We start from the raw sequence: 14,905 nt of genomic DNA, 5'->3' as shown, positions 1-14,905 counted from the left end.
CGCCGAACGCAGCATAGCTCCGGCACCGCTGACTGTGTACAGCGGGCGGACGTGTTCAAGAACGCCCCGATACGCCATCCTGTTGTCCGGACGGTGACCGATGTTCCTTTCCTGCGCGATGAAGGAAGTGGGCTGGCATGAAAGACGAGACCTCGTCCCTGGACAGGTATTCCGGGCAGCTGGACGCTCTGTTGGAGGGCGGTCCGGCCGACATACCGACCGACCGGCGCGAACAGCTGGTCGAGGCCGGGCTGGAGAAGATCAAACTCCCGTACTACGGAGGCTACGAGCACTTCGAGCGCACCGACGAGCAGTCCGGCCACTTCGTGGTCTACCGCTGGGTGGCCCGGACCGAGATCGCCGAGTGACCGTGGCGGCGGCGTTCAACTGCGGAAAATGCACAGTTGAACGCCGCCGCCCCCGGATACGCACTGACCGGGGTTTTCCGCTGCGGCCGCTGTTCAACTGATGCAATTCCTCGGTTGAACACGGCTGCCGCTGTTCGGGGCGTCCGCCGGCGAAGGTTGCACGGATTCTGTCGCCCCGGTTAGCATCCTGCCGAATGATGTTCGCAGGTCGGCCGTATCTCTGGTTTCTCGCGAAGAAAAACCTTCTTTGGATATTGATTCAGCGGCGTCGAGCCACGCCGACGGCGATCAGGGAATGGCGACTGAATGTCTAACGAGGAAAAGCTCCGCGATTACCTGAAACTGGCGACCGTCAATCTCCGGCAGACGCGCCGTCGGCTGCGGGAGCTGGAGGAGCAGAGCCGGGAACCGGTCGCGATCATCGGCATGGGCTGCCGGTTCCCCGGCGGAGTGCAGGCCCCGGAACAGCTGTGGGAGCTGCTCACGGCGGGCACGGACGCCGTCTCCGGGCTCCCGGGCACCCGCGGCTGGGACCTGGACGGCCTCTACGACCCCGACCCGGCCCATCCCGGGACCTCGAACGTGCGGTCGGGCGGTTTCGTCCACGGCGCGGGGGAGTTCGACCCCGGGTTCTTCGGCATCAGCCCGCGCGAGGCCCTGGCCATGGACCCGCAGCAGCGGTTGCTGCTGGAGACGTCGTGGGAGGCCCTGGAACGGGCCGGCATCGACCCCGGGTCCCTGCGGGGCTCGTCCACCGGTGTGTTCGCCGGCGCCAGTCTCTCCGGCTACGGCAGCGCTCTCCAGGACGGTGACGGCAGCCTGGAGAGCCACCTTCTGACCGGCACCGCCAACAGCGTCATCTCCGGCCGGGTGGCCTTCAGCCTCGGCCTCGAAGGCCCGGCCGTCTCGGTGGACACGGCGTGCTCGTCCTCCCTCGTCGCCCTGCACCTCGCGGTCCAGGCGCTGCGTTCCGGCGATTGCGGGCTGGCTCTGGCCGGGGCGGTGACCGTACTGGCGAGCCCCACCTGGTTCGTCTGGGGCAGCCGGCAGTTGGGGCTCGCACCCGACGGGCGGTGCAAGCCGTTCTCGGCCGGCGCCGACGGCATGGGGCTGGCCGAGGGCGCGGGCATGGTCGTGCTGGAGCGGCTCTCGGACGCCCGCCGGCACGGACACGAGATCCTCGCGGTGGTCCGCGGCAGCGCGGTGAACCAGGACGGCGCCTCGAACGGCCTGACCGCCCCCAACGGGCCCTCCCAACAGCGGGTGATCCAGGCGGCGCTGGCCGGAGCGGGACTGTCCCCGGACGACATCGACGCGGTGGAGGCGCACGGGACCGGCACGGTGCTGGGCGACCCGATCGAGGCACAGGCGCTGCTGGCCACCTACGGCCGGAACCGGGACCTCGAACGCCCGCTGTGGACGGGATCGGTGAAGTCCAACATCGGCCACACCCAGGCGGCGGCCGGGGTGGCCGGGCTCATCAAGATGGTGCTGGCCCTGCGGCACGGCGTCCTGCCGCGCACCCTGCACGCTGACGAGCCGTCACCGCACGTGGACTGGACGGGCGGGGTGCGGCTGCTGACCGAGGCGGTGGACTGGCCCGCCGGCGACCGGCCGCGCCGGGCCGGGGTGTCGTCGTTCGGGATGAGCGGCACCAACGCGCACGTGATCCTGGAGGAGAACCCGGCCGGGATCGGGCGGGTGGCCGGGGAGGAGAGCCCGACCGAGGACGTCGGCGAGCACACTGCGGTGCCCGAGGACGCCCCGGCCGCGGCCCTGTCGGTGCTGACGGGGGCTCCGGCCGCCTGGCTGGTCTCGGGCAGGTCCGCCGCCGGGCTGTCGGCCCAGGCCGGGAGGCTGGCCGCGTTCGTCGCGAACCGGCCCGAACCCGATGAGGAGTCCCGCGCCACCGATCTCGGCTGGTCGCTGGCGACCACCCGGTCGATGTTCGAGCACCGCGCCGTGATTCTCGGCGCGGACCTCGGCGAACTGACGTCCGGCCTGGCCGCGGTGGCCGCCGACGATCCGGCCCCAGAGGTGGTGTCGGGCGCGGTCCCGCCCGGCGGCAGCAGCCGGGTGGGTTTCCTGTTCGCCGGACAGGGGGCGCAGCGGGCCGGGATGGGGCGGGACCTGTACGCGGCGTCTCCGGTCTTCGCCTCGGTGTTCGACCAGGCGTGTGCCCTGCTGGAGGCCGAGCTCGGGCTGCGGGTCCGGGAGGTCGTGCTCGGCGAGGGCGAGGACGAGCGCGCGGACCGGACCGTCTTCGCCCAGGCCGGGCTGTTCGCGGTGGAGGCCGGGCTGGTGGCCGTGCTGGCGGCGGCCGGGATCGTGCCGGACGCGGTGGCCGGTCACTCGGTGGGCGAGATCGCGGCGGCCCACGCCGCCGGAGTGCTCAGCCTGGCCGACGCCTGCCGGTTGGTGGCGGCACGGGGACGGTTGATGCAGGCGCTGCCCGAGGGTGGGGCGATGGCCGCCGTCCAGGCCACCGAGGCAGAGATGCTCGCGGCTCTGGGGGGCGTGGACGGCGTGGAGTTGGCCGCCGTGAACGGTCCTTCCTCGGTGGTGGTCTCCGGTGACGCCGAGGCGGTCGAGGAACTGGTCGGGACCTGGCGGGAACGGGGTCGGCGGGTGCGCCGGCTGCGGGTCAGCCATGCGTTCCACTCGGCCAGGATGGACCCGGTGCTGGACGAACTCGCCGCGGTGGCCTCCGGGCTGGAACACAGCGCGCCGACGGTGACCTGGGCCGGGGCGCTGACCGGCGAACTGGTCACCAGCGCGGATCCGGGCTACTGGACCGAGCAGGCCCGCCGACCGGTGCGGTTCGCCGACGCCGTCACCGCGCTGGCGGACCAGGGCGTCACGGTGTTCATCGAGATCGGCCCGGACATGACCCTGTCCGCGCTGGGCCCGGCCGTGCTGGCCGGCCCCGAAACCGACGGCGGTGGAGCGCAGGAGTCGGCCCCCGGAGCCGAGTTCATCCCGCTGCTGCGCCCGAACACCCCCGTCCCGGAATCGGTGCTGACCGCCTTCGCGCGGGCGCACGTGCGTGGCGTCGCGGTGGACTGGGCTGCCGTACTCCCGGCCGGACGGCGGGTGGAACTGCCGACGTACGCCTTTGCCCACCAGCAGTTCTGGGCCCGGTCGGGGCCGTCCGGCGGCGCGACCGGTGACGGTGCGAGCAGCGAGGCGGAGCGCCGGTTCTGGGCGGCCGTCGAGCAGGGCGACCTGGCCACTCTGGGCGGTCTGCCGACCGTGGACGGGAGCCGTCCGTTCAGTGAGGTGCTGCCCGCGCTGTGGTCCTGGCGCCAGCGCGAACGCGGCGAGGCACGGACAGCGAGCTGGCGGTACCGGACCGTCTGGGAACCGGTCAGCGTGCCGGGGGCGGCCCGACTGTCGGGGACCTGGCTGGTGGTCGGTGATCCGGCGGTCGACGGCCTGAGCGCCGAACACCTGTCGCTGCTGAGCTCCCGGGGTGCCCAGCCGGTCCTGGTGGAGGTGGCGTCCGAAGGGCTTGGCCGGGAGGGCCTGGCCGCCCGGATCGTCGAGTCGCTCACCGGGGGCGGGGCCGACGGGTCCCCGGCGGTGGCGGGTGTGTTGTCGCTGCTGGCGTTGAACGAGACCCCGCGGCAGGACTTCCCGGCGGTCCCGGCCGGGCTGGCCGGAACGCTGACGCTGGTTCAGGCGCTGGGCGACGCCGGGGTCCAGGCCCCGCTGTGGGTGCTCACCCGCGAGGCGATGGCGACCCGGCCCGACGAGGTGGCGGCCGGCCCGGTGCAGTCCCAAGTCTGGGGCCTGGGCCGGGTCGTCGCCCTGGAGCACCCCGAGCGCTGGGGCGGGCTGGTCGACCTGCCTGCCGTTCTGGACGAGCCGGCCGCTGAGCGGCTGGCCGCCGTGCTGGCCGGATGCGGCGAGGATCAGGTCGCCATCCGTGGTGCCGGGATCCTCGGCCGCCGGCTGGTCCGGGCCTCGCCCGCCCGTGACGGCGTCGAACCCTGGACGACCCGGGGCACTGCACTCGTCACCGGAGACGCAGACACGATCGGCGGCACGACGGCAAGCTGGCTGGCGGAACGCGGCCTGCGGCACCTGGTTCTGGCAGGCAGGTCGGGACCCAGCGCACCCGGGGCGGCGGAGCTGGCAGCGGGGCTGGCCGGCGCCGGTACTGCGGTCAGCGTTCTGGCCGCCGACATCGCCGGGCGGGACACGACGGCCGGACTGCTCGACCGGCTCGGCCGAACCGGGCCGCCCCTCACAGCGGTCTTCCATACCGCCGGTGCGGAACAGACCACCGCGGTGGCCGACACGGCCGTCGCCGACCTGGCCGAGGTCCTGGGCGAGAAGGCCGTCGGGGCTCGCTGGCTGGACGAACTCACCGGGACCGTGGACCTGGACACCTTCGTCGTGTTCTCCTCGATCTCCGCGACCTGGGGCAGCGGCCGGCAGGCCGGATCGGCGGCGGCCAACGCCTTCCTGGACGCCGTGGCGGAGAGCCGACACGGCCGGGGCCTGCCCGCGACATCGATCGCCTGGGGACCGTGGGCCAACCGGGACGGGGACGACGGACGACAGATGCAGCGCCGCGGGCTGGGACTGATGGACCCGGCCGAGGCGATCCGCGCGCTGGGGCAGGCCCTCGACCTTGCAGACACTTCGGTGACCGTCGCCGACGTGGACTGGGCCCGGTTCGCGGCGACCTTCACCCTGCGGCGGCCCAGCCCGCTGATCGCGGCGCTGCCCGAGGTGTCGCGCTCGCTGGCCGAAGCCGACGCCGGATCCGCCGCCCCGGTCTCCGGGACGTCGCTCGGACGGCAACTGGTCGGCCTGCCCGAGGCGGAGCAGATCCGCATCCTGCTCGACCTGACCCGGGCCCGGATCGCGGCCGTCCTCGGCCATGCGTCGATCGACGACGTCCAGGCCGACCGCGCGTTCAGCGACCTCGGCTTCGACTCGCTGACCGCCGTCGAACTCCGGGACCGGCTCGCCGCTGCGACCGGCCTACGGCTGCCTGCCACGTTGGTGTTCGACTACCCGACTCCCATGGCGACTGCGGGATTCCTCCGTTCCCGGCTGACCGGGAGCGCCGCGAACGCCGAAGGCACCGCCGACCTCCTCGGGCCGGCGGCCCCCGGCGAGCCGATCGCCATCGTCGGCATCGGCTGCCGTTTCCCCGGAGGCGTCGACACACCCGAAGGGCTGTGGGAGCTCCTGGCCGCCGGGGCGGACGTGATCGGCGAGTTCCCGCACAACCGCGGCTGGAACACCGACGAGCTGTTCGACCTCGATCCCGACCGCGAGGGAACCTCCCACATCCGGTCCGGCGGATTCCTGCACGCGGCCGACGAGTTCGACCCGGGCTTCTTCGGGATCAGCCCGCGCGAGGCGCTGACCATGGACCCGCAGCAGCGGTTGCTGCTGGAGACGTCGTGGGAGGCGCTGGAACGGGCCTCCATCGACCCCGCCTCCCTGCGCGGCAGCCGTACCGGCGTCTTCGCCGGCGGCACCTTCTCCCGCTACGGCGCCGACCAGCCCGAGGGCGCGCTCGACGGCGGCCTGGTGACGGGGACCGCGACCAGCGTGCTGTCCGGCCGGGTCTCCTACACCCTCGGCCTGGAAGGGCCGGCGCTCACGGTCGACACGGCCTGCTCCTCCGGACTGGTCGCGCTGCATCTGGCCGCCCAGGCGCTGCGCTCGGGCGAGTGCACGCTGGCCCTGGCCGGGGCCGCATTCGTGACGGCCAGTCCGGTCATGTTCACCGACTTCAGCCGACAGCTGGGGCTGGCCCCGGACGGCCGCTGCAAGGCGTTCGCCGCCGGTGCCGACGGCATGGGCGTCGCCGAGGGCGCGGGCATGCTCGTCCTGGAACGGCTGTCCGACGCGCGCCGCAAGGGGCACCGGGTGCTCGCGCTGGTCGCGGGCAGCGCGGTGAACCAGGACGGCGCCTCCAACGGCCTGACCGCGCCGAACGGACCCTCGCAGCAGCGGGTGATCCGGGCCGCCCTGGCCAGTGCCCGGGTGAGTGCCGCCGAGGTCGACGCGGTCGAGGCGCACGGGACCGGAACGCCGCTGGGCGACCCGATCGAGGCCCAGGCCCTGCTGGCCAGCTACGGACAGGACCGGCCGGAGGGCCTGCCGCTGTGGCTGGGCTCGGTGAAGTCCAACATCGGTCACGCCCAGCAGGCGGCCGGGGCGGCCGGACTGATCAAGATGGTGCTGGCCCTGCAGCACGGGATGCTCCCGCGCACGCTGCACGCACAGGAGCGGTCCCCGCACGTCGACTGGTCCGCGGGCGATGTCCGGCTGCTGACCGAGGCGCGTGAGTGGTCGCCGGGCGAACGGCCGCGCCGGGCCGGCGTCTCCGCGTTCGGGATCAGCGGGACCAACGCCCACGTCATCCTGGAGGAGGCCCCGGCCGGCGAGCCGGCGAGTGTTGTCGACGCGGCCGGGCCGGTGCTGCCGGTACTGTCCGACGTGCCACCGGTGTGGCTGATGTCGAGCCGCTCGGAAGCGGGGCTGACGGCCCAGGCGCGGAAGTTGGCTGCTTTCGCTGCGGACCGCCCGCAGCTGGATCCGATGGAGGTCGCCTGGTCGCTGGCCACCACCCGGTCGGCGTTCGAGTACCGGGCTGTGGTGCTGGGTGCGGACCGGAGTGGGCCGGCCGTCGGTCTGGGCGCGTTGATCGCGGGTGAGCGGAGTCCGGGTGCGGTCTCCGGTGTCGTGTCCCGGTCCGGGAAGACCGCGTTCGTGTTCCCCGGTCAGGGCACTCAGTGGGTCGGTATGGGCCGGGAGATGCTGGCGTCGTCGCCGGTGTTCGCGGCGCAGCTGGCGGAGTGTGCGCGGGCCCTTGGTCCGCATGTGGACTGGGTTTTGGAGGATGTCCTGCTGGGCCGGGCGAGTGCGCCGGGTCTGGAGCGGGCCGATGTGGTGCAGCCGGTGCTGTGGGCGGTGATGGTGTCGCTGGCGGCGCTGTGGGAGGCGGCCGGGGTCCGTCCGGATGCGGTGGTCGGGCATTCTCAGGGCGAGATCGCGGCGGCGTGCGTGGCCGGGATCCTGTCGCTGGAGGACGCGGCCATGGTGGTCGCCGTCCGTAGCCGGGCCCTGTCCGCGCTGGCGGCGTCGGCCGGGATGCTCTCGGTGGTGATGCCGGTCGCCTCGGTCGAGGATCTGCTGGCGGCGGAGGAAGGCTGGACGGAGCGGCTCTCGGTGGCCGCCGTGAACGGCCCCGCGACCACGGTGGTCTCCGGCGACCTGGACGCTCTGGACGCCTTCGAGCGCGAACTGTCGGCCCGTCGGGTGCTGCGCTGGCGGATTCCGCAGACCGACTTCGTGGCCCACTCGGTCCGGGTGGAGGAGTTGCGGGAGGGGCTGGTCCGGGAGCTGGCCAGCATCCGCCCGCAGCCGGGCCGGGTGGCGCTGTTCTCGACGGTGACCGGTCGTCAGGTCGACGGAGCGGAACTGGACGCCGGGTACTGGTACGCCAACGTCCGCGAACGGGTGCGCTTCCAGGACGCCACCACGGCACTGGCCGCGGCCGGCTGCCGGACGTTCGTCGAGGTGTCCCCGCACCCGGTGCTGACCTCGGCGATCGCCGAGACCCTCGACGAGGCCGCGGTCGCAGGCGTTCCCGTCATCACCGGGACGGTGGATCGGGAGGACGCCGGGGCAGCCCGGTTCCTGACCGCCCTGGCGCGGCTGCATGTGCACGGAGTCGATATCGACTGGGCCAGGGTGCTGCCGGCAGGGCGGGTGGTGGAGCTGCCCACCTATGCCTTCCAGCGTCAGCAGTACTGGCTGCACCCTGCCCACCCGCGCCCGACCCCGGCGCGGCGGAGCGACGCCTCGGTGATCGAGGACTGGCGCTACCGGGTCTCCTGGGCCCCGGTCACCGAGCCCGCGCCGGCCCGGCTGTCCGGAACCTGGCTCGTGGTCACCGGAGCGTCCGATGCGCCCCGGGCCGAGGCGGTCACCCGGGCCCTGACCGGACACGGAGCTCAGGTCCGGGAGATCGCGGCCGACGGTTGGGAACGGCAGACGCTGGCCGATCGGATTCGATCGGCCACTGGCGAGGTCCCGGTGGCGGGTGTGCTGTCGCTGCTGGCGTTGGACGAGACGCCGCTGCCCGGAAGGCCGTCCGTGCCGGTCGGCCTGGCCGGGACGTTGGTCCTGGTACAGGCGCTCGGGGACGCCGGGAGCACGGCGCCGCTGTGGGTGGCGACGTCCGGGGCTGTCGCCACCGCCCCGGACGAGGCGCTGACCAGCCCGGTGCAGGCGCAGGTGTGGGGTCTGAGCCGGGTCACGGCGCTGGAACACCCCGACCGCTGGGGCGGGCTGGTCGATCTCCCGACCGACCTGGACCGACCGGCCGCGGCCCGGCTCGCCGCCGTTCTGGCCGGTTGCGACGAGGACCAGGTCGCGATCAGGCCCGGGGGCATCCGCGGCCGTCGGCTGGTCCGGGCTCCGAGGCCGAGCCGGGACGGTCGGCCGTGGTCCACCCGCGGCAGCGTCCTGATCACCGGCGGTACCGGTGCGATCGGCCGGCATGTGGCCCGCTGGCTGGCCGACCGCGACGCCGCGCGGGTGGTCCTGGTCAGCCGGTCGGGTCCGGGCGCGGCCGGGAGCGCCGCGCTGGCGGCCGAACTCGCGCTCCGGGGCACCGCTGTCGAGGTCCTGGCCGGCGACACCGCGGACCGGGCCGACCTGATCGGGCTGCTGGACCGAATCCCGGCAACGGGCCCGGCGCTGACCGCGGTGATGCACACCGCCGGAGTCGTCGACAACGGCGTGCTCGACCGGCTGGACCCGGCCCGGCTGGACCCGGTGCTGGCGGCGAAGGCCGGCAGTGCCGCGCTGCTGGACGAGCTGACGGCCGCGCTGGACCTGGACGCCTTCGTGCTGTTCTCGTCGGCGTCGGCGACCTTCGGGGCCGGCGGCCAGGGCAACTACGCGGCCGCGAACGCCTTCCTCGACGCCCTGGCCGAGAACCGCGGCGCTCGGGGCCTGCCGGCACTGTCGGTGGCCTGGGGTCCGTGGGCCGGTGGCGGCGTCGCCCAGGCCAGCGAGGCGACCCGGCAGCGGCTGAGCCGCAACCGCTGGGAGGTCCTGATGGAGCCTCAGCTCGCGGTCCAGGCCCTCGCCGACGCCCTCGGCGGCGCCGACAGCGCGCTGACCGTCATGGACATCGACTGGAGCCGGATCGGGTCGGTCGGCGGCGAGCACGAGATGCAGCGGGCGCCGCTGCTGCGGGACCTGCCCGAGGTACAGCGGATGGCGGCCGCCGACGGTGTGGCCGCGTCGGACGGCGCGCGGGGCGCCAAGGACGAACTGGTCGGGCAGCTGGCCGTCCTGCCCCGGGCCGGGCAGGAGCAGCGGCTGACCGTCCTGGTCCAGACCGTCGCCGCCGAGGTGCTGGCGTATCCCTCGCCCGAGGCCGTCGAGGCAGGGCGGGCCTTCAGCGACCTCGGGTTCGACTCGCTGACCGCGGTCGAGCTGCGCAACCGGCTCAGCATCGCCGTCGGGCTGCGGCTGCCGGCCAGCCTCCTGTTCGACCACCCGACGCCGACCGCGCTGGCCGAGCACCTGCGCGCGGAACTGCTGGGCGACGGGTCCGCGGGCGAGGTCCGGGTGGCGCCGGCGACGGTTGCGGCCGACGGCGATCCCATCGCCATCGTCGGCATGGGCTGCCGGTTCCCCGGGGGAGTCCGGACCCCGGACCAGCTGTGGGAGCTGCTGATCTCCGGCACCGACGCGATCTCCGGGTTCCCGGCCGATCGCGGCTGGGACCTCGACCGGCTCTACCACTCCGACCCGGGCCACAGCGGAACGACCTATGTGCGGGCCGGCGGTTTTGTGCACGAGGCCGGACAGTTCGACCCCGGCTTCTTCGGGATCAGCCCGCGCGAGGCCCTGGCGATGGACCCGCAGCAGCGACTGCTGCTGCAGACCTCGTGGGAGGCCCTGGAACGCGCGGGCATCCAGCCGGCGTCCCTGCGCGGATCGCAGACCGGGGTGTTCACCGGCGGCTACAGCTCCGGCTACGCCGCCGTCGGGCAGCAGACCGGCGCGGACGGCGCCGCCGGGCTGGAGGGCCATCTGATGGCCGGGAACGCGACCAGCGTGATCTCCGGCCGGGTGGCCTACACCCTGGGTCTGGAAGGACCCGCCGTCACCATGGACACCGCCTGCTCGTCGTCCCTGGTCGCGCTGCATCTGGCCGCCCAGGCGCTGCGCTCGGGCGAGTGCACGCTGGCACTGGCCGGCGGCGTCACCATCATGGCCACGCCCTGGGATCTGGTGGTGTTCTCCCGGCAGCGCGGGCTGGCCCCGGACGGGCGGTCCAAGGCCTTCGGTGCGGACGCGGACGGCATGGGCATGGCCGAGGGCGTGGGCATGCTCGTCCTCGAACGGCTCTCCGACGCCCGGCGCCACGGCCATGAGGTGCTGGCCCTGATCCGTGGCAGCGCGACCAACCAGGACGGTGCCTCCAACGGTCTGACGGCGCCCAACGGACCCTCGCAGCAACGGGTGATCCGGGCCGCGCTCGCCAACGCCCGGCTGTCGCCGGCCGAGGTCGACGCAGTCGAGGCGCACGGCACCGGAACGCCCCTCGGCGACCCGATCGAGGCCCAGGCGCTGCTGGCCACGTACGGGCAGGACCGCCCGGACGGGCGGCCGCTGTGGCTCGGGTCGGTGAAGTCGAACATCGGCCACACCCAGGCCGCGGCCGGGGTGGCGGGAGTGATGAAGATGGTGCTGGCCCTGCGGCACCGCAAGCTCCCGCGCAGCCTGCACTCCGACGCGCCGTCACCGCAGGTGGACTGGTCGGCTGGAGCGGTGCGGCTGCTGAGCGAGACGGTGGACTGGCCGACGAACGGGCGACCGCGCCGGGCCGGGGTCTCGGCCTTCGGGATCAGTGGCACCAATGCGCACACCATCATCGAGGAGGCGCCCGGTGTTCCCGTTGAGCCGTACCCAGCGGTCGGGCCGAGCCGGCCCGCTGTGCTGGACGGCGCTCCCCGGGCCTGGCTGGTGTCCGGGCGTACGGCGGCCGGGTTGCAGGCGCAGGCCGGGCGGCTGGCCGAGTTCGTCTCGGCGCGCGCGGAGGCGGATCCGGCCGACCTCGGCGACATCGGCTGGTCGCTGGCGACGTCCCGGTCGGCGTTCGAGCACCGGGCCGTGGTTCTGGGGGCTGACCGCTGGACGCTGAGCACGGGCCTGGCCGCGCTGGCGGCCGGTGGGTCGGCGTCCTCGGTGGTGAGCGGCGCGGTACCGGCGGCCCGTCCCAGGGTCGGATTCCTGTTCGCGGGCCAGGGAGCCCAGCGGGCCGGGATGGGGCGCGAGCTGTATGCGGCGTCACCGGTGTTCGCCGCCGCCTTCGACGAGGTCTGCGAGCTGCTGGAGGCCGAACTGCAGCTGCCGATCCGTCAGGTCGTGCTCGCGGACCAGGACATGGAGGACGAGCGGGCGGATCGGACCGTCTACGCGCAGACCGGGCTGTTCGCGGTGGAGGTGGGCCTGGTCGCCCTGCTGGCCGCGGCCGGGGTCGTGCCGGACGCGGTGGCCGGCCATTCGGTGGGCGAGATCGCGGCCGCCCACGCGGCGGGCGTGCTCACCCTGGCGGACGCGAGCCGGCTGGTCGCGGCCCGCGCCCGGCTGATGCAGGAACTGCCCGCCGGTGGCGCGATGGGCGCCGTCGAGGCGGGCGAGGCCGAGGTTTCCGAGAGCCTGGACGGCGTGGCCGGGGTCGGGATCGCGGCGGTGAACGGGCCGTCGGCAGTGGTGGTGTCGGGTGACTCCGAGGCCGTCGACCAGGTGCTGGAGACCTGGCGGGAGCGTGGCCGGCGGGTGCGCCGCCTGCGGGTCAGCCATGCGTTCCACTCGGCCCGGATGGATCCGGTGCTGACCGGACTCGCCGCCGTGGCAGCAGAGCTGGAGCACCGTGTGCCGACCGTGACCTGGGCCGGAGCCTGTGACGGCACCATCCTGGCCACTCCGGGGCCCGACTACTGGCCGGCCCAGGCCCGACAGCCGGTCCGGTTCGCCGACGCCGTGGCCGCGCTGGCCGATCAGCGCGTGACCGTCTTCATCGAGATCGGCCCGGACGGGACGCTCTCGGCGATGGGGCCGAACGCCCTGCCGGACGCCGCAGAGCCAGTGTTCGTGCCGCTGCTCCGGGCCCGGACCGCTGCCGCCGACTCCGTGCTGACCGCGCTGGCCCGTGCCCATGTGCGGGGCATCGGTGTCGACTGGAGCGCGGTACTGCCGGCCGGGAACCGGGTGGAGCTGCCCACCTATGCCTTCGCTGAGCAGCGGTTCTGGCCGCTGGGTCCGCACAAGCTCCGGCTCGGTCCTGCCACCGGATCGGGCGGCGAGGACGTCGGCGGTGCGGCCGAGGCCCGGTTCTGGGCCGCGGTCGAGTCCGGCGACCGGTCGGCCCTGTCCGACACGCTCGCCGTCGACGGGCGGCAACTGGACGGTCTGCTCCCGGCGCTCGCTTCCTGGCGCCGGCGCGAACGGGACCGGTCGGCCACCGACGGCTGGCGCTACCGGGTCTCCTGGGCGCCGGTCCCGGACCCCGAGCCGGTCGCGCTGTCCGGGACCTGGCTGGTCGTCACCGGCCCGGACGGCGGCGAGTCCGCCGAGCGCTGCGTCCAGGCACTCACCGGTCACGGCGCCGAGGCCGTCGTCACCAGGATCACCGCGGACGGGACGACCCGGGAGGCGCTGGCTGCCGAACTCGGCCGCGTCGACACCTCAGGGCTGGGCGGAGTCCTCTCGCTGCTGGTCCTTGACGAGACGTCACTGCCGGACCGGCCGATGGTGACCGAGGGACTGGCCGCCACCCTCACCCTGATTCAGGCGCTGGGCGACGCACAGGTCCAGGCACCGCTGTGGGTGCTCACCTCCGGGGCCGTGGCGGCCGATCCGGGCGAGCCGCTCACCCGGCCGCTGCAGGCGCAGGCCTGGGGGCTGGGCAGGGTGGTGGGGCTGGAACACCCTGAACGCTGGGGCGGACTGGTCGACCTGCCGACTGTTCTGGACGACCGGGCCGCCGACCGGCTGTGCGCGGTGCTGGCGGGTTGCGGTGAGGACCAGGTGGCCCTGCGCGGCGCGGGAATGCGTGGCCGACGCCTGGTCCGGGCCCCGCAACCGGAGCCGGACGGGACCTGGACACCGACCGGAACCGTGCTGATCACCGGGGGCACCGGGTCGATCGGCGGGCACACCGCCCGTTGGCTGGCCGGTCTCGGCGCCCCGCGGGTGCTGCTGACCAGCCGGTCGGGTGCGGTTGCACCTGGTGCCGTCGGACTGGCCGTTGAGCTGGCCACTGCCGGAACCGAGGTCGGCATCGTGTCCGCCGACGTCGGCTGCCGCGCCGACGTGGCCGGTCTGCTCGACCGGATCGCCGCCGGCGGCCCGCCGCCGCTGACGGCGGTCATGCACGCCGCCGGAGCCGGACAGGCCACCGCCCTGCAGGACACCACCGTGGCCGAACTGGCCGAGATGGCGGCGGTCAAGACCGCGGGGACGATGCACCTGGACGAGCTGACCCAGGGCCTGGACCTGGAGGCCTTCGTGCTCTTCTCCTCGATCTCCGCGACCTGGGGCAGCGGCCTGCAGCCGGGCTACGCCGCGGTCAACGCGTTCCTCGACGCCCTGGCCGAGAACCGTCGCTCACGTGGACTGGCCGCGACGTCGGTGGCCTGGGGACCGTGGGACGGCGGCGGCATGAGCGACCGTGAGGGCAAGGCCCAGATGGTCCGGCGCGGACTGCGGCTCCTGGACCCCGAACTCGGGATCCGGGCCCTGGGCCAGGCGCTCGACGCCGGGGAGGCCCTGCTCACGGTGGCCGGCGTGGACTGGGCCGCGTTCGCCCCGCCCTTCACCCTGCGCCGACCCAGCCCGCTGATCGAGAGCCTGCCCGAGGTCGCGCAGGCACTCACCGGCGGGGAAACGGGGGCGGTCGACCCGGGCGGGACCACCACCGGCAGCGCCCTGGCAGAGGAACTGCTGCTACTGGACCGGGCGGAGCAGGACCAACGGCTGGTGGAGCTGGTCCGGACCGAGGCGGCCGGGGTACTGAGCTATCCCTCGGCCGACGACGTCGCGGCCGACCGGGCCTTCAGCGAGCTGGGCGCCGACTCGCTGACCGCCGTCGAACTGCGCGACCGGCTCGGCGCCGTCACCGGTCTGCGGCTGTCGGCGACCCTGCTGTTCGACTACACCACGCCCAGCGCGGTGGCCGGCCATCTGCGGACCGTGCTGGTCCCGGAGGCGGTGTCGCCGTCCGGGCCGGTGCTGGCCGAACTCGACAGGCTCGACGGCCTGCTCTCGGCCGCCGCCGGCGAGGACGGCGACGCGGCCAGGATCACCGCCCGGCTGGACGCCGTCGTGGCCCGCTGGAAGGAGATCGCCGCCGGCAGCCGGGCGGCATCCGTCGCCGAGGATCTCGATTCCTCCTCCGACCAGGAAGTCTTCGACTTCATCGGAAAAGAGCTGGGGATTCACTGACATGGCCGAAACCGCTGACAGCTCCGGGAAAT

At 74.0% G+C, this 14,905-nt stretch carries 2 protein-coding genes; both read left to right on the top strand.

The annotated features are described in order from the left end of the window. Positions 1 to 137: 137 nt before the first annotated feature. Positions 138 to 368 (top strand): DUF5988 family protein, encoded by a 231-nt coding sequence (locus tag TR46_RS10095; RefSeq protein WP_042397189.1) that lies wholly within the window; start codon positions 138 to 140, stop codon positions 366 to 368. A 306-nt stretch (positions 369 to 674) separates the two neighbouring features. Further along, positions 675 to 14,873 carry a type I polyketide synthase gene (locus TR46_RS10090; protein ID WP_042397188.1) on the top strand — a complete coding sequence of 4,733 codons (14,199 nt, stop codon included), beginning with the start codon at positions 675 to 677 and terminating at the stop codon, positions 14,871 to 14,873. Positions 14,874 to 14,905: the final 32 nt, after the last annotated feature.

The organism is Streptacidiphilus carbonis, assembly GCF_000787775.1.
In the GTDB taxonomy this organism is placed as follows: domain Bacteria; phylum Actinomycetota; class Actinomycetes; order Streptomycetales; family Streptomycetaceae; genus Streptacidiphilus; species Streptacidiphilus carbonis.
This window is presented reverse-complemented; position numbering and strand designations above follow the sequence as displayed.